Source organism: Rhodobacter flavimaris (assembly GCF_021378075.1).
Taxonomy (GTDB): Bacteria; Pseudomonadota; Alphaproteobacteria; order Rhodobacterales; family Rhodobacteraceae; genus Rhodobacter; species Rhodobacter flavimaris.
This window is the reverse complement of record NZ_JAJUOS010000077.1, coordinates 1-285: the sequence shown is the minus strand read 5'-3', so window position 1 is coordinate 285 and position 285 is coordinate 1. Positions and strand designations below refer to the sequence as shown.

At 68.1% G+C, this 285-nt stretch carries 1 protein-coding gene; it reads left to right on the top strand.

Annotated elements, in window-relative coordinates; translation table 11 throughout:
• The coding region (locus LZA78_RS17690) for a thiolase family protein (RefSeq protein ID WP_498054429.1) at positions 1–285 on the top strand (285 nt) is incomplete at both ends.

The following is a 285-nucleotide window of genomic DNA, read 5'->3' as shown; positions in this document are numbered from 1 at the left end:
TGCTGCTGGGGGATGCCGATTTCGCCGTCGCGGGCGGCGCCGAAAGCATGAGCCGCGCGCCCTATATCGTGCCCTCGGCCCGATTCGGCGCGAAGATGGGCGACCAGCAGATGCTGGACATGATGGTCGGCGCGCTGACCTGCCCGATGGGCACCGGCCATATGGGCGTCACCGCCGAGAATGTCGCGGCCGAACATGACATCAGCCGCGAGGCGCAGGACGAATTCGCGCTGGAATCGCAGAAACGCGCGGCGGCGGCGATCGCGGCCGGGCATTTCAGGGATC